16 protein-coding genes and 1 riboswitch are annotated in these 14244 nt (G+C 61.5%); of the genes, 1 reads left to right on the top strand and 15 read right to left on the bottom strand.

The window, feature by feature from the left end:
* Window positions 1-21 precede the first annotated feature (21 nt).
* From ACFSKT_RS28290 to spoIIR, 12 genes are all read right to left on the bottom strand, one after another.
* Entirely contained in the window at window positions 22-390 is a 369-nt protein-coding gene (locus ACFSKT_RS28290) for an ATP synthase subunit I (protein ID WP_377719100.1), read from the bottom strand.
* Window positions 383-604 (bottom strand): hypothetical protein, encoded by a 222-nt coding sequence (locus tag ACFSKT_RS28295; protein WP_377719101.1) that lies wholly within the window; start codon window positions 602-604, stop codon window positions 383-385. Before ACFSKT_RS28295 ends, ACFSKT_RS28290 begins: the two co-directional genes overlap by 8 nt.
* 189 nt (window positions 605-793) lie before the next feature.
* Window positions 794-1942 (bottom strand): non-hydrolyzing UDP-N-acetylglucosamine 2-epimerase, encoded by a 1149-nt coding sequence (gene wecB / locus ACFSKT_RS28300; protein WP_377719102.1) that lies wholly within the window; start codon window positions 1940-1942, stop codon window positions 794-796.
* A 23-nt stretch (window positions 1943-1965) separates the two neighbouring features.
* On the bottom strand, window positions 1966-2595 hold the full coding sequence (gene upp, locus ACFSKT_RS28305) for a uracil phosphoribosyltransferase (RefSeq protein ID WP_377719103.1): 630 nt from the start codon (window positions 2593-2595) through the stop codon (window positions 1966-1968).
* 382 nt (window positions 2596-2977) lie between these two features.
* Window positions 2978-4141 (bottom strand): glycine-rich domain-containing protein, encoded by a 1164-nt coding sequence (locus ACFSKT_RS28310; protein WP_377719104.1) that lies wholly within the window; start codon window positions 4139-4141, stop codon window positions 2978-2980.
* A 148-nt stretch (window positions 4142-4289) separates the two neighbouring features.
* Window positions 4290-5537, bottom strand: coding sequence for a serine hydroxymethyltransferase (glyA, locus tag ACFSKT_RS28315; protein ID WP_377719105.1), 1248 nt, complete (start codon window positions 5535-5537; stop codon window positions 4290-4292).
* 40 nt (window positions 5538-5577) lie between these two features.
* A complete protein-coding gene (locus ACFSKT_RS28320; protein ID WP_377719106.1) occupies window positions 5578-6210 on the bottom strand; it encodes a TIGR01440 family protein in 633 nt (210 codons plus the stop codon).
* A 13-nt stretch (window positions 6211-6223) separates the two neighbouring features.
* Window positions 6224-6682, bottom strand: a complete 459-nt coding sequence (gene rpiB, locus ACFSKT_RS28325; protein ID WP_377719107.1) for a ribose 5-phosphate isomerase B — start codon at window positions 6680-6682, stop codon at window positions 6224-6226.
* Between the two features lie 124 nt (window positions 6683-6806).
* Window positions 6807-6889: riboswitch (ZMP/ZTP riboswitch) on the bottom strand.
* A 38-nt stretch (window positions 6890-6927) separates the two neighbouring features.
* Window positions 6928-7524, bottom strand: coding sequence for a low molecular weight protein arginine phosphatase (locus ACFSKT_RS28330; RefSeq protein ID WP_377719108.1), 597 nt, complete (start codon window positions 7522-7524; stop codon window positions 6928-6930).
* A gap of 80 nt (window positions 7525-7604) precedes the next feature.
* The gene (locus ACFSKT_RS28335; RefSeq protein ID WP_377719109.1) at window positions 7605-8165 is read right to left on the bottom strand and encodes a manganese efflux pump MntP; all 561 of its coding nucleotides are present in this window, start codon (window positions 8163-8165) and stop codon (window positions 7605-7607) included.
* Window positions 8166-8247: 82 nt separating this feature from the next.
* Window positions 8248-9441, bottom strand: coding sequence for an L-threonylcarbamoyladenylate synthase (locus tag ACFSKT_RS28340; RefSeq protein WP_377719110.1), 1194 nt, complete (start codon window positions 9439-9441; stop codon window positions 8248-8250).
* Window positions 9442-9591: 150 nt separating this feature from the next.
* Window positions 9592-10302 (bottom strand): stage II sporulation protein R, encoded by a 711-nt coding sequence (gene spoIIR, locus ACFSKT_RS28345; protein ID WP_377719111.1) that lies wholly within the window; start codon window positions 10300-10302, stop codon window positions 9592-9594.
* 314 nt (window positions 10303-10616) lie between these two features.
* Here spoIIR and ACFSKT_RS28350 point away from each other — a divergent pair, with 314 nt between their 5' ends.
* Window positions 10617-11156, top strand: coding sequence for a nucleoside-triphosphatase (locus tag ACFSKT_RS28350; RefSeq protein ID WP_377719112.1), 540 nt, complete (start codon window positions 10617-10619; stop codon window positions 11154-11156).
* 200 nt (window positions 11157-11356) lie between these two features.
* On the opposite strand, the gene ACFSKT_RS28355 is transcribed toward ACFSKT_RS28350, so the two are convergent.
* The 3 genes from ACFSKT_RS28355 to ACFSKT_RS28365 all read right to left on the bottom strand — a co-directional run bounded on the left by ACFSKT_RS28355 (window position 11357) and on the right by ACFSKT_RS28365 (window position 14155).
* A complete protein-coding gene (locus tag ACFSKT_RS28355) occupies window positions 11357-12283 on the bottom strand; it encodes a TauD/TfdA dioxygenase family protein (protein ID WP_377719113.1) in 927 nt (308 codons plus the stop codon).
* Between the two features lie 80 nt (window positions 12284-12363).
* Window positions 12364-13290 carry a TauD/TfdA dioxygenase family protein gene (locus ACFSKT_RS28360; protein ID WP_377719114.1) on the bottom strand — a complete coding sequence of 309 codons (927 nt, stop codon included), beginning with the start codon at window positions 13288-13290 and terminating at the stop codon, window positions 12364-12366.
* A 226-nt stretch (window positions 13291-13516) separates the two neighbouring features.
* Window positions 13517-14155 carry a TetR/AcrR family transcriptional regulator gene (locus tag ACFSKT_RS28365; protein WP_377719115.1) on the bottom strand — a complete coding sequence of 213 codons (639 nt, stop codon included), beginning with the start codon at window positions 14153-14155 and terminating at the stop codon, window positions 13517-13519.
* Window positions 14156-14244 lie beyond the last annotated feature (89 nt).

A 14244-nucleotide genomic window follows, 5' to 3' on the forward strand; every position in this document is an offset into this window, starting at 1 on the left:
ACCGTGTTTCACCCCTTTCCGCTAAGGTTGTCTCTTGCTTTGCATGTAAGCGAATATCAAACTTGCAAAGGGCATGAAGAAGCATGCGAACAGTGTCGTTGGCAAATGAAATTGCTCCGGGTAGCGTTGTGCGATCAGCGCCGCAAGCAGCACGGTCGCAAGTCTGCCGGCCAATCCAAGTCCCACTCTCCGCGGACCTTGCTCGATCGTCACCTTGCCCAGCCAATCGACTCTTCTACGCAATAAGAGCGCATTCATCAAACTTGCCGACACACCCAACATAATGCCAGCCGCAACGGCGCGCCACTCCGGCGCAAAAGCCCATACCAACAGCGCTAACGATATCGCGTAAACCGCAACCCGCGCCGCCTTCTGCAAAACCTCATTCATCTGAACCCTCCAACGCCTTCCTCACCAGCCAAACGGCAGCCAGAATGCCGGCGGCGAGACCGATAAAAATACCGGTGATCATCCATCCCGTCGTTCCGAAGATCCACTTGGTGATCCAGAAGCCGAGCAAGGTACAGATTGCGACTTCAAAGCCTAGTGCGCCGACCAGGGCGAGTGCTCGCCACGGGTTATCCCCACTGCTCTTTGGTTTCATGGTTTGTCCCCTGTCAATCCTCATACATTTTATCGAAGCTTGAGAAGGTTTGTCAATTCAGATAAAATAAAACTTTCCGTGAACTGCACCCTTCAAACCCTTGATTTTACTAGGTTTTCGCCTCATCAAAACCGTACAGCATCACTGTATGCTGTGAACTTCAGGTACTTGACCGCTTTAACGCGTCAACTATGAACGTTTTGTGAACGGTTCCGGCTTCTCGGCTCTGCGGCCGAAGTGATGGAGAATCGCCTGCACAATGCGGGCGGAAGCTTGTCCGTCGCCGTAAGGATTGGCCGATTGGCTCATCCGCTCGTAGAGCGCGGCATCCGTCAGAAGCGCGCGGGCGCGTTCATATACGAAGTCTTCGTTCGTGCCGACCAGCTCCAGCGTACCCGCCTCGATGCCTTCCGGGCGCTCGGTCGTATCCCGCAGCACCAGCGTCGGCACACCGAACGATGGCGCCTCCTCCTGCATGCCGCCCGAATCGGTCATGATCATGTACGTGTGCGGATAGAAGTTGTGGAACTCGAAGACGTCGAGCGGCTCGATCAGGCGAATGCGCGGGTGATCGCCGAGCACTTCGTTCGCCGGCTCGCGGACGGCAGGGTTCGGATGCACCGCGTAGACGATCGCGACATCCTCGAACTCGTCGGCGATGCGCTTCACCGCGCGGAATATATTCCGGTGCGGCTCGCCGAGCGACTCGCGGCGGTGCGCCGTCATCAGGATCATGCGCTTGCCCTTCGCCCATTCGAGCACCGGATGCGAGAAAGACGGATCGACGGTGTATTGGAACACGTCCGCCGCGGTGTTGCCCGTGACGTACAGTCTCGACTCGGCTTTGTTCTCCTTGCGAAGGTTGTCCGCGGACCAATCCGTCGGCGGAAAATGAACGTCGGACAGCACGCCGGCCAACTGACGGTTCATCTCTTCGGGGTAAGGAGAGAGCTTGTTCCACGTCCGCAAGCCTGCCTCCACGTGGCCGACCTGGATCTGCTGCAGGAACGCGGCGTAGCTTGCCAGGAACGTCGTCTGCGTGTCGCCGTGCACGAGCACGATGTCCGGCTTCGCTTCGCGCAGGACCGGGTCAAGGCCCTCCAGCACGCGCACGGTCGTCTCTGTCAGCGTCTGGCGGTCCTTCATCACGTTCAAATCGTAGTTCGGGACAATCTCGAAAAAGTCGAGCACCTGGTCCAGCATCTGGCGATGCTGGGCCGTTACGCATACGATCGACTGGATCTCGTCCTCGTACTTCTGAAGCTCCAGCACCAGCGGCGCCATCTTGACCGCCTCCGGGCGCGTGCCGAAGATCGTCATTACTTTCAGTTTAGCCAATCTCTGTCACTCCCATTAACGGATTATTTGGTCCCGTACATGCGGTCGCCGGCATCGCCCAATCCAGGCACGATATACCCATGATCATTCAGACACTCGTCCAACGACGCGATAAAAATGTCCACGTCCGGATGCGCTTCCTGCACGGCGGCAACGCCTTCAGGCGACGCGATCAGGCACATCAGCTTCAGGTTCAGGCAGCCGCGCTTCTTGAGCGTCTCGATCGCCGCGTTCGCGGACCCGCCGGTCGCAAGCATCGGATCGACCACGATGAGCAGGCGCTCCGCCGCATCGGAAGGCAGGTTGACGTAATATTCCACCGGCTTCAGCGTCTCCGGATCGCGAAACAGCCCGATATGGCCGACCTTCGCCGCAGGGATGAGCTGAAGCATGCCATCGACCATGCCAAGTCCCGCGCGCAGAATCGGCACCAGGCCGAGCATGCGGCCGGAGATGACCTTCCCTTGCGCCGTCGTGACCGGCGTCTCGACCGGAATGGTCTCGAGCGGGAGGTCGCGGGTAATTTCATACGCCATCATCGTCGCGACTTCGTCCACTAGCTCGCGGAAGTCTTTGGTGTTGGTGTTCTTGTCTCGAATGTAGGTCAGCTTATGCTGAATGAGCGGGTGATCGCAAATGGTTAATTTGCTCAAAATATCGTCCTCCTGATGGTGCTTCCGCGCCGGGTAAAATCCCCCAGTTACGCGTTTTCATTTTCAATCTTGTATATTATAGCACCACAAGCGCAGGAATTGCACAAGTTCGCCATTTTTTCGGAAAATGCCTGCGGTATCGCACTTTTTGCTGTCAAATACGCTCGAAACAGCGATCTCGCCTCATGTAATCAAGGTGAAACGGCTTCGCCGTCTTAAGCGGCGAATCGCGTTTCATTCCGGTGAAATCGAAGCCTAATTACAAATGTGAAACTTATAATTTCTTATATTTTAAAGGAAAAAGGTTCGTCCTCGGATGAGAACGAACCATAAACGCGATATCATTAGCAGCCCTCCGGATATCAGCCAAGCTGCATCCGATTCAGCTGCTGCCCCCGCATGACGAGCCGCAGGAAGACCCGCCGCCGCAGGACGAACCGCCGCCACTGCCGCCGTCGCTCCCCGAACTGTTTCCGCCGCTGTCGCCGCCTGACGAACCGCCGCCCCAATCGCTGTTGCCGCCATCGCTGGAATCGCCGTCTCCGCCGCCGCCGAAGCCGTCGTCGCGGTCGTCTCGGCTGTCATCGCCCGCATAGCCGCCGTTGTAGGAACCGTATTGCTCCTCGCGCTCATGTTCGCGCGCCTCGTCCATCTCCCGCTGGAATTGGTCGTCCGGCGCGAGCGACGAGGTGAAGAACAAGCCGGACATCACGCCGGTCATCATCATCGTATCGCTCCAGCCGTCGTGCCGCGGCCGTCGATATTCCTCCCGGTATCGGACGCGGCTCGCCTCGTCCCCTTGGCGTGCTTCGCGCGATAGCGTCCGCCCTCTATGCATCAAATAGCCAATGACGTCGCCCAGATCGGCGTAGGCGTCGCCCGCGCGCCCGTTGAACCGCCGCGCAGCCAATTCTTCGTCGGAGAGCTCGATGAACTCATCCATGCGCGAGGCCGGCATGGGCGTCCGATAGAACGCGCTCCACAACCGCTCGCTGGCGGCATACGGGACGAACAGCTCGCCGTAGGCCCAATCGAACCAAGCGCGCTCGCCCGCCTCGGGCTGCCCGCCGGGGCCATGCGGAGCATGATGGATGAGCGATCCGCAGAAGCTTTTGCAGAACTGATCGTATTCGCGCGTGAACATGAGCAGCTCGTGCCAGACGTCGTCGACCTTCTCGCTGTACATCGGGACCGACCGCAGCACGCCGCACAGCAGGAAATACCGCTTCAGCTCGAACCAGCGCCACTGCCATTCCAGCTCGTACATGCCCGGCTCGCGCCCCAGCACCCGATCCTTCACGCGCGCCTCCAGCCCTTCCGGCACGGCCGCTTCCAGCCGAAGCGCGGCTTGGTACGCCGGGTGCTCCCGCGGAACGCCGAGGTTCGCCGGAGGCGGGCCGGTACGATGAGCGGACGACGTCGATCTTGCGCCGTGCGAGGAGCGCGCGCCTCCCGTCGGCCGGCTAGTTCTCCCTCTCTGGGAACGAAAGACAAACGAGAGTAGTAATGCGATTACGAGAATTACAATGAACCCTGTCGGAGTCATGCGTGCCGCCACCTGCCTCTATTCGTTGTACCCCCATTCTACCATGCGCCCAACTGGCACCACATCCACTTTATGTAAAGTTAAGCCAAAAAGAAAGCCCCGGCGCGTTCGCCATGGAACGCATCGGGGCCGTAAACAAAAGGTTCGATTAGTACGTCATGCCAGGATAAAGCGGGTACTGCGCCGTCAGATCGGACACCATGCCGCGCGCTTTGGCCAGCGTCGCTTCGTCGTCCGGGTTCTTCAGCACGAGCGCGATCACTTGCGCGATCGTCTTCATCGCGCTGACGTCCATGCCGCGCGACGTCGCCGCCGGCGTGCCGATCCGGATGCCGCTCGTCACGAACGGGCTCGTCGGGTCGAACGGAATCGCGTTCTTGTTGACCGTGATTTGGACGGAGTCCAGCACGTGCTCGGCTTTCTTGCCCGTGATGTTCAGGTTGCGCAGGTCGATCAGCATCAGGTGGTTGTCCGTGCCGCCGGACACGAGGTTCAGCCCTTGCGCGACGAGCTCTTCGGACAGCGCCTTCGCGTTGTCGACGACGTTCTGCGCGTACTGTTTGAACGACGGCTGCAGTGCTTCGCCGAACGCGACGGCTTTGGCCGCGATGACGTGCATGAGCGGTCCGCCTTGGGAGCCCGGGAAGACGGCTTTGTCGATCGCCGCCGCCCACGGCTGACGGCACAGGATCATGCCGCCGCGCGGTCCGCGCAGCGTTTTATGCGTCGTTGTCGTAACGAAATGCGCATGCGGTACCGGGCTCGGGTGCAGACCCGCCGCGACCAGACCTGCGATATGCGCCATGTCGACCATGAACAGCGCGCCTACGTCATTGGCGATTTGGCCGAGCTTCTCGAAATCGATGATGCGCGGGTACGCGGATGCGCCGGCCACGATCAGGCGAGGGCGATGCTTGAACGCCGCTTTGCGCACTTCTTCGTAATCGATCGTGAACGTGTTCTCGTCGACGCCGTAGGCCACGAAATTATAGAGCAAGCCGGACGCGTTGACCGGAGAGCCGTGCGTTAAGTGGCCGCCATGCGCCAGGTTCATGCCCAGTACCGTGTCGCCAGGTTTGAGAGCAGCCAGATAGACCGCCATGTTCGCTTGCGCGCCGGAGTGCGGCTGTACGTTCGCGTGCTCCGCGCCGAAAATTTCTTTCGCGCGTTCGCGGGCGATGTCCTCGACGATATCCACGTGCTCACAGCCGCCGTAGTAACGTTTGCTTGGATAACCTTCCGCGTATTTGTTCGTCAATACCGTGCCAGCCGCTTCCAGCACCGCCTCGGAGACGATGTTCTCGGATGCGATCAGCTCGATGTTGTCGCGCTGGCGTTGAAGCTCCAGGCCGAGTGCTTTCAATACTTCAGGGTCTTGTTTGCGCAGATTTTCCATTGGACGTGTCCTCCTCTATATCGTGAAGCTAGTCAAAATGTCAGTCGCACATGCCATTATCCGAATCCGTCTTGCCAACCGTCCCGCCGCTCGCGGCAGGGGCCAGTCCTGCCGCCTCCCGCGTATACACCGCCCGCTCGCCGCCGATTAGCTTCGGCCGCGTATAAGCCATCGTCACGTGGGCTTCGCCGATCCGCCTCACCGAGCCGCGCACCGGAACGGCCACGCGCCGCAGATGCATGCCGATGAACGTATCGCCGATATCGATGCCCGCGTGCGCCTGCACCGTCTCCGCCAATACCGCGTCGTCCAGCGTACGGAACGCATAGGCCGCCATCGAGCCGCCCGCCTTCGGCACCGGAATCGCCGAGACGAGCTCCAGCCCGTACCGATCCGCCGCGGCCCGTTCGAGCACGAGCGCCCGGTTCAGATGCTCGCAGCATTGATAAACCGGGTAGAACCCGACCTTCTCCCGTGCCGCTTCGACGCCGCGATAGATCGCTTCAGCCGTCTCCAGCGTCCCGGAAGTCCCGATCCGCTGGCCGATCACTTCGCTCGTGCTCGTGCCGACGACGAGCAGCTGTCCGGGGCGCAGACCGCCCGCTTCCGCGAGCTCCAGCACCGCCTGCCGCACGTCCCGCTCGATCGCCGCCAACCGCTTTTCTCCGCTCATGGCCGGTTCCCCCTTACGGATGGATGACATTGGCGGCTTCGAGCTGCATCACTTTGTTCAACCGTCCGACGTGACGCTCGCCGCCGGAGAACGGCGTCTCGGTCCAGATGCGCACGATCTCTTGTGCGAGACCCGGGCCGACGACGCGTTCGCCCAGCGCCAGCACGTTCGTATCGTTGTGCTCGCGGGTCGCCTTCGCCGAGAACATGTCGTGCACGAGCGCGCAGCGAATGCCCGGCACCTTGTTCGCGGCGATCGACATGCCGATGCCCGTGCCGCAGATCAGGATGCCGCGGTCGGCCTTGCCCTGCGCCACGCGTTCCGCGACCGGCACCGCGTAGTCCGGGTAGTCGACGGATTGATCGCAATCGCAGCCCAAATCTTCGATCTCATGGCCAAGCGATTGCAGGAACGGCACGATTTCGTCTTTCAAGCGGTAGCCGGCGTGATCGGCACCAATAGCGATTTTCATAAGGAACGTTACCTCCCGCATGATCCGCATAAGGGCGGAAAAAGTCGAATTACATTGGTCCCATTATACCCCATTAACGCCCAAAAGACGAAAAAAGAGCATAGCGCGCTAAAAAACGCGCGATGCTCTTTGCCCAGGCGACCGGCCGTATATTCCGATGCTCCACCGTGGTTTGATCCACTTTCGTCGCCAGTCACATCGGAAACCGTTATTTGCTTTCATCATACTTGATCGCGGGTCTAAAATCAATCCGCTTTCGGCGATTCGCCGTACAATTTGAGGAGCAGCTTGTCCATCGACTGCGCGATCTCGTCCGCGCAAATCCGGTACATCTCGAGCGAGCCGCCGAACGGGTCGGCGATATCAAAGCCCGGGATGCGGCGCTCCAGCTCGAGCAGCCGGTTGCGCTCTTCCGGCGACAGCTGTCCGCCGAGCGCCTGCTTCATATGCCACTCGGTGTACAGCGCCTCGAGCTCCGCGATATCCGCCACGACCGACTCGTCGGTCTGCGTGTATTCCTTCAGCGTGAACGTCTTGTCCACCGCGTTCGGGAAACGCTGCAGCAGATGCCGCTTGTGTCCGGTCGTCATCGTAAGCACCAGGTCGGCCCATTCCACCGAATCGCTCCCGATCGCGGTGGAGCTGCCGTCATCGGGGATGCCCCGGCCGCGAAGCACCGCGCGCGCGTGCTCGGATACCGGCAAGCCGTCGACCGTCGAGACGCCCGCGGAGCGAACCTCGATCGGCAGCGAGCGGAGGCGCGCCTGCTCGCGCAGCATCGCCTCCGCCATCGGAGAGCGGCAGGTATTACCCGTACATACAAACAAAATCCGTTTCAGCATAAGTCCCCCTCCTTCGTCATCCGAAAAGCGGCGCCGTCTAGGCGATTCTTCCTTCACGAGACGTTCGTTCGTGCCACTGCCTACAGTATAAACAAGATGCCGAAGGTTAACAAAATAATTCCGCCGAGCGCCTCGCCGTATTCGCCCAGCCCCTTGCTCACTTTGCGACCCAGCAGCAACCCCAGAATCGACATCAGCCCGCCGATAAAGCCGAAGAGCAGCACCGTCAGCAGCACGTCGGCGGCGAACATGCCCAGCGATATGCCGACCGAGAACGAATCGATGCTCACGCTCAGCGCAAACACGGTCAAGCCGAACACCGAGCGGTGGTTGAACGACGGCACTTCCTCTCCGCGCAGCGAGCTGTAAATCATATGCCCGCCCAGCAGCAGCAGCAGTCCGCCGGCGACGACCGTGGCCACCCCGCCGAGCAGCGAGCCGACATATTGCCCCGTGAAGATGCCCAGCAGCGGCATAATAATATGAAAAAGCCCAATAATGACGCTTAGCTTTACAATATCAAGCAGCCGGATTCCTTTCAACCCGATTCCGATTCCCAGTGAAAATGCGTCCATCCCGAGCGCCACCGCCATGATGATGAGCGTCAACAATTGGCCGGTCTGCAAGCTCGCCTCGATCATCGTCATACCCCCTGTCCAAGTCTCATCAGAGCATATGCGGACAAGGGGCGAAACATGATTGGCGGGTTGGGGCAGGACATGGCTAGACGCGGACGACCCTGTGACCCGCCGCCTTCACGAGCCGGTTCATAAGCGCGTGGCCGATGCCCGTCTCCGGGACGGCTTCGGCCCATATGCGCTGCGCGTCTCTGTCGTCGAATGCCCGAAGCGCGGCATACAGCGCCTGCGCCGCGTGGTCCAGACGCGACAGACTGCCGAGCGAAATAACGTCGTCGGCGTCATAGAGCCCGGCGTGTTCGTCGAATGTGAGGATGCCGACGCGCTCGCCGCGCGCCCGGGCAGCGTGCGCCTCGCGCTGGATATAGGCGCGGCGGGCCTCCGCTTCGCCCTGCACCAGCTCCATGACGCCTCGGGGCGCGTAATGCGCGTATTTCATGCCTGGCGAGCGCGGCGCCAGGGCGGCGTCGGCGGATAGGGCGGGCGCCTGCGCGGTGTCGGCGGCCGGCTGGACGGCCGGAGCGGCAGAGAGGCTGGTGTGGCCTGGCCCGCGCGGCGGCGCGTTACGCTCCGGCGCTTGCCCGATCGCGGTTGCGGAGCCGGCCGCCCCCGGAGCGGCGACGGCGTCGTATTCCACGCGCGCGGCGACCTCGCGAAGTGCCTCCGCCGTGACGCCGCCCGGGCGCAAAATGCGCACCGTCTCTCCTTCGATCTCGACGACGGTCGACTCCAGACCGACGCCCGCGGCGCCGCCGTCCACGATGCCGGCGATGCGGCCGGCCAGATCGCCCGCCACGTGCGCGGCAAGCGTCGGACTCGGCCGGCCGGAACGGTTCGCGCTCGGCGCCGCGACCGGACAGCCCGAGGCCGCGATCAGCGCCAGCGCTACCGGATGGGAAGGCATCCGCACCGCTACCGTATCCAGTCCGGCGGTCACGCGCGGAGACACCGCGCCCGGCGCGGCAGGCAGCACGAGCGTAAGCGGCCCCGGCCAAAAACGGTCCATGAGACGCTCCGCCAGCTCTCCCCACGGCAGCACGAGCGCGCCAAGCTGCGCACGGTCCGCGATATGGACGATCAGCGGGTTGTCCGACGGCCGTCCCTTCGCCTCGAAGATGCGGGCGACCGCCTCGTCGCTGCGCGCGTCGGCCCCGAGGCCATATACCGTCTCCGTCGGGAAGGCGACGGTCTGCCCCTCCCGCAGCAGGCGGGCGGCCTCCATGAGCTCCTCGGACTTCGGCGCGTCCGCGTCGACGCGCCATTCTATCGTTCTGTTCATCTGCGTTCAATCCTTTGTCGCGTTCATCGTTTGACTTCTAGTATACCACAGCCTGTCCAGCCGGAAGCCTGTCGCGCGTCAGAACCCGGCAGGCAAACGAAAGCCCCGCCGTCGCCCGGCGGGGCTTGCACCATCTGCGAGAATGCGTCTTTAAGCGAACAGGCCTTTGAAGAACGAGAAGATCGACGCCAGCACTTCCCACAGGAAGAACTTCACTTCGGGCGCCTGCTGGGCGTCCGCGTCCGACGCGCCTGCTTCAGGCTTTGCCCCTTCGCTTCCCGCCTTGACCACTGCTCCGCCGTCTTGCGTGTCCGCCGTCACCGTCGTTGCGGCTGCCGCCGTTGCCTCGCCGCTGACCGCATCCACGAAGCAGAGCGGCGGGAACAGCACGCACCACCAGTTTTGGCCTTCTCCGCTGCCCAGCGTAATGCGGAGCGCTTCGTAATCGCCGGCCGGATAGACTTTGCTGCCGTACATCTTGGTCGGGAACGGCACGATGCCGAGCTCGGCCTTGAACCCGTACTCGAAGCCGCGGCTTTGCAGCTCCTCCGCCACGACGCGCTCGATATCGGTCATATGGGCATGAATCGTCAGGCGCGCTTCCTCGATGGAGTGCTGGGCGTTCACCCAGCGCCCCATCTCTTCGACGACCGCGTCGCGGACATGGCGTTTGACCGACTGGTCGATCGCGCTGTCGGAATTGGCGAGAATGCGCAGACGAATGGATTCCTCGGGAATATCGCCGCCGGCGATGGCCGCATCGGCGCGCTGGCTCTCCCAGCTCATGAACAAAATCGCAAGAATGACGAACAGGTAACCAAAGGACTTTTGATAAGGAAAACGGGTATAAGTGCGGATCATATACACAAGCTCCTTCGCGGCACCCGTCGGTGCACTTGGCTTGCGTCCCGGAACGTTATATCCCCAGTATGTCCGTGAATCTCGCGCTTAAACCTAGCGGCTCTATGAAATTTAACGAGGCAGGTTGAGAGGCTCTGGTGTCCCGAATATGGCCTCTCCTGACAAGGGTTGTCCGGCTCGATTCCCAAAATCAGGGTGTTGCGCAACATACTTTAGCGGTTAAATAATAGAGTTAGGCATTCGCGGTTTGTCATAGAATGGTACCATCCAGGTCACTGCCGGATGCCGATTATGATACCGGGGAGGCATGCATCATGCATACAATCTTGCTGACGGGCAAGTCTCAGATGGGGAAAACGACGCTGCTGAAGCGAATCATCGATACGGTGGGCGCCGAGCGCTTCGGCGGCTTCTATACGGAAGAAATCCGCGACGCGTCCGAGCGGATGGGCTTTACGTGCGTGCTGCTCGGGGGCGGGACGCTTCCGCTGGCCCATGTCGGGCTGAACAGCCCGCACCGGGTTGGCCGGTACGGCGTGCGTCCCGGGTGGTTCAACGAGGAGGTGCGGCGGTCGCTGGCCGAAACGAAGGACAGCGGCAAAATCGTCGTGGCGGACGAGATCGGCCGGATGCAATTGAGCGATCCGGATTTTCTCCCCTACATCCAAGGTTTGATCGCGAGCCCGGAGCCGGGCATCCTGCTCGGCAGCATTATGGAGGAGAGCGACGCGGCTGCCGATGCGCTCAAAGCGCTGCCCGGCGTGCGCGTGCTGCCCGTGACGTGGGAAAACCGCGATCGGCTGCAAGAAGAGATCGTGGGCGAGATCGCCGCGCTGCTGCAGACGGGGAACTAAGAAACCAAGAGAGTACGGCCACGAAGCAGACTGGCGGGCTTAGCGAGCTATCCGGCCGCTGGCCAGACGGCGGCTGCTTCTAAGGCATCGCCCAGACATGCCGGCGTTACGCGCCTATCCCTATGAAGGCCAACAAAAAGCTCGGTCCGTACGGCTTTACGCCAAACGGACCGAGCTTTTTCATGCGCCTATACGCCGGTTTACACGGCTTCCTCTTCGTTCTGCTCCGGCAATGGCAGCAGCGAGACGCTGCGGCGGCCGTCGATGCCGACCGGTACGTCGCCGGCGATCGTGACGCGGCGGACGACGCGGTGCGCGCTGCCGTAATCGTTCACGGCGTAGTGCTGGGTCGCGCGGTTATCCCAGATGACGACGTCGCCTGCCGCCCAGCGCCAACGGACGGTGTTTTCCAGACGCGTCACATGCTCCTGCAGAATGGCCAGAATGCGCTCGGAATCGGCCGACTTGAGACCGGAGATCCGCTTCACGAAGTGCCCGAGCAGCAGATGGCGCTCGCCCGTCTGCGGGTGGACGCGGACGACCGGATGCTCCGTCTCATACACCGTCGAGGCGAATACGGCCCGATGCTTGCGAATGTCCTCCGCCGTTACGTCGCGGCGAATGACGGCCGCGTAGTCGTACGCATTGGAGTGCACGGCGCGCAGCCCGTTCGCCAGCTCCTGCAGCTCCGGCGTCAAATCGTCGTAGGCCGCCGCCGTATTCGCCCATACCGTGTCCCCGCCCGCCGGCGGAATGACGACGCCGCGAAGAATGGACGCCTTCGGGTATGCCTCGACGAACGTCACGTCCGTGTGCCAGGAGTTCGCCCGGCCGCCATGCTCGGAGTCGAGCTCGAGGACGGCGTTCGTGCCCGCTTTCACGGGGACGGTCGGATGCGCGTAGAGCTCGCCGAGCCGCTTGGCGAACGCCTCCTGGCCGGCATCGTCCAGCTGATGCTGACCGCGGAAGAACAGTACCTTATAGGCAAGCAGCGCTTCCTCGATCGCTTCGACGACCTCCGGGGCTAGATCCGCGGACAGCTCCACGCCGCGGATCTCCGCGCCGATTCGGCCCGCGACGGGCACGACTTCCAACGCTACCGCTTGGCTCTTCACGATTTCACTCATTCTCTTCTTCCTCCTTGGGGCGGATGGCCGCCGATTATGGGTAAGATGGGAAGCATAAGCTTACATTTTGCCACGCCCGATCAGTAAGGTCGGTCGCCTGCGATCGAGATGCGTTCCGCTACGCGGCGGTGCGGGAAGTAATCGGACACCGCGTAATGCTGCGTCGCGCGGTTATCCCAGAATGCCATCGAGTTGGCTTTCCAATGGAAACGCACTTGGTATTCCGGAATTTGTGCTTGACGGAACAAGTAGTTCAGTAACTGCTCGCTCTCCTCCGGCGCAAGCCCCACGATGCGCACGGTGAACGCCGCGTTGACGAACAAGGTCTTGCGGCCCGTCTCCGGATGCGTGCGGACGACCGGGTGCTCCGCCGCCGGGAACTCTTCCTGCTTCGCCGCGAGAATCTCCGGCGTCATACGTCGGCCGAAGCTAGGCGTGAAATCGTGGATCGCCGTCAAGCCGTCGATTCGCCGTTTCACGTCTTCGGGCAAATTATCGTACGCCGCCGCCATGTCGGCCCACAGCGTATCGCCGCCGTGCGGCGGCACTTCGGATAACCGCAGCACCGAGCCGAGCGCCGGGTCGAGACGCCACGTGACATCGGTATGCCAGACGTTCTCGTTGCCCGTCATATCCGCGCCTTTCTCGAAGCGGGTCACCTCTTCCGCGCTGCCTCTTGGTAGAAACGGATGCTTCTCCAGCTCGCCCCACAGCTTGGCGAACGCCAGCTGCTGGCTGCTGTCGATCGTCTGGTTGCGGAAGAAGAGCACCTTCCACTCCAGGAAAGCGCGGTGCAGCTCGGCCTTCAGCTCCGGCCCGACCGGCTGGCCAAGATCGACGCCTTCGATCTCCGCGCCGATAATCGGTCCGAGCGGCTTCAGCGTGAACAGCGTGTACGGCTGCGGCTCCACCCCCTCCGGCAATCGCTGCAAATGGCGGGCTCCTGCACGAATTTCACGAACCGGAAGATACTCGCGGGATAAATAATCGGTCGTCGTTATGTTCATAGTAAACGCCCCTTCATAATTAATTAAATTCTTACCCGAATAATAGGATTTTGGTATAAAAAAAGACTCCACGCGCAGATTCAAGGCTTGCGGCCGAATCTCTGGTCGTCCAGTCGATTCCGATGCGATCGGTACATATGGGGCCTCAAGCCGCTCTGCTCTTACAGGGTGAATTTCCGTTCAGCTTGTGGCGTGAACAAATCGTAGCAGGGGGCAAAACACATTGTCAACCCTCTTTTTCCCATACGCCCGAACCACATGCCGTCTCCGTCTCTCGCTTGGGGGAAAGCATCGTCAGGAGCAGCGAGATCGTCTCGGGCGTCGCCGGCGCGTACCCCCGCATCTCCAGCAGCATCAGATTCTGGATCAGCGTGCCGAACAGCGTCGCCAGTTGAACCGGGTCGCCTTCCATGACCGTGCCGTCCTGCTGGCCTTCCTCGATCAGCTGAATGAGCAGCGCCAGATTTTGCCCGGCCCGATCCAGGATCATCTGCTTCTCCTCGCCGGTCAGCACGTCCGTGAACACCGCTTGCAGCAGCACGAGATAAATATCGGGGTCACCGACGCCGGGCAGCGATCGAGTCGCAACATAGCGGAATTTCTCCGCCGCGGTGCCGGGCATGGCGATCGCCCTTCGCAAGATCGTCCCGTACATCGTCTGTCCCCGTTCGATGACGGCCAGCAATATTTCCTCTTTCGAGGCGAAATGGTTATATAAATGCCCATGGCTCATCCCGGCTCCCGCCGCGATGTCGACCATCTTCGTCAGCACGCCCCGGCGGGCGAACACGCGGGCCGCGGCGTCGAGGATGTGCTTGCGCCTCTCCTCGCGCTGCTGCTGGTCTCGTTCCGGATTTCGTGGCATATGTTCCTCCTGTCGCCGTTGACGTTGAATCCCCGTTATCTTACCAGAGCTTCGCTGCCGATTTCCATCCCGACAGCCAAGTTTAAATT

Origin of the sequence: Paenibacillus xanthanilyticus (genome assembly GCF_042682185.1) — a bacterium.
Taxonomy (GTDB): Bacteria; Bacillota; Bacilli; order Paenibacillales; family Paenibacillaceae; genus Paenibacillus_Z; species Paenibacillus_Z xanthanilyticus.

What these genes read in the sequence shown, in the direction of transcription:
- rpiB (WP_377719107.1), bottom strand. Translation starts at nt 6,682, where the DNA reads ATGAAAATCGCTATTGGTGCCGATCACGCCGGCTACCGCTTGAAAGAC.
- ACFSKT_RS28295 (WP_377719101.1), bottom strand. Translation starts at nt 604, where the DNA reads ATGAAACCAAAGAGCAGTGGGGATAACCCGTGGCGAGCACTCGCCCTG.
- ACFSKT_RS28330 (WP_377719108.1), bottom strand. Translation starts at nt 7,524, where the DNA reads ATGCTGAAACGGATTTTGTTTGTATGTACGGGTAATACCTGCCGCTCT.
- ACFSKT_RS28360 (WP_377719114.1), bottom strand. Translation starts at nt 13,290, where the DNA reads ATGAACATAACGACGACCGATTATTTATCCCGCGAGTATCTTCCGGTT.
- ACFSKT_RS28340 (WP_377719110.1), bottom strand. Translation starts at nt 9,441, where the DNA reads ATGAACAGAACGATAGAATGGCGCGTCGACGCGGACGCGCCGAAGTCC.
- ACFSKT_RS28335 (WP_377719109.1), bottom strand. Translation starts at nt 8,165, where the DNA reads ATGATCGAGGCGAGCTTGCAGACCGGCCAATTGTTGACGCTCATCATC.
- ACFSKT_RS28290 (WP_377719100.1), bottom strand. Translation starts at nt 390, where the DNA reads ATGAATGAGGTTTTGCAGAAGGCGGCGCGGGTTGCGGTTTACGCGATA.
- ACFSKT_RS28365 (WP_377719115.1), bottom strand. Translation starts at nt 14,155, where the DNA reads ATGCCACGAAATCCGGAACGAGACCAGCAGCAGCGCGAGGAGAGGCGC.
- spoIIR (WP_377719111.1), bottom strand. Translation starts at nt 10,302, where the DNA reads ATGATCCGCACTTATACCCGTTTTCCTTATCAAAAGTCCTTTGGTTAC.
- ACFSKT_RS28310 (WP_377719104.1), bottom strand. Translation starts at nt 4,141, where the DNA reads ATGACTCCGACAGGGTTCATTGTAATTCTCGTAATCGCATTACTACTC.
- ACFSKT_RS28350 (WP_377719112.1), top strand. Translation starts at nt 10,617, where the DNA reads ATGCATACAATCTTGCTGACGGGCAAGTCTCAGATGGGGAAAACGACG.
- ACFSKT_RS28355 (WP_377719113.1), bottom strand. Translation starts at nt 12,283, where the DNA reads ATGAGTGAAATCGTGAAGAGCCAAGCGGTAGCGTTGGAAGTCGTGCCC.
- ACFSKT_RS28320 (WP_377719106.1), bottom strand. Translation starts at nt 6,210, where the DNA reads ATGAGCGGAGAAAAGCGGTTGGCGGCGATCGAGCGGGACGTGCGGCAG.
- glyA (WP_377719105.1), bottom strand. Translation starts at nt 5,537, where the DNA reads ATGGAAAATCTGCGCAAACAAGACCCTGAAGTATTGAAAGCACTCGGC.